This window comes from Paenibacillus sp. GbtcB18 (assembly GCF_019091125.1).
Classification (GTDB): Bacteria; Bacillota; Bacilli; order Paenibacillales; family NBRC-103111; genus Paenibacillus_F; species Paenibacillus_F chitinolyticus.
Map to the genome: position 1 here is coordinate 1 of NZ_JAGXJX010000765.1, position 241 is coordinate 241.

At 54.4% G+C, this 241-nt stretch carries 1 pseudogene; it reads right to left on the bottom strand.

The annotated features are described in order from the left end of the window. Positions 1 to 241: pseudogene (locus tag KVT34_RS30965) on the bottom strand (glutamine synthetase); the annotation flags it as partial.

Sequence of the window (241 nt, forward strand, 5' to 3'; positions counted from 1 at the left end):
GGAGCTTCGTACCCCGGAACGAGACGTTTGAACGAGTTCGTGGACGGGTTCGTCAGAGCGAGCAGAGCCGGTGCATGGTACAGGATTCCGCCGATGTAGTGCAGAGCCATTTCGCTCATGTTGGCGTATCCGTTTTTGTCGTAGAACAGAGGCGAGTCGCCGTCAAAAATGCTTTGATGAACGTGCATACCCGATCCGTTGTCGCCAAAAAGCGGCTTCGGCATGAAGGTTGCGACTTTTC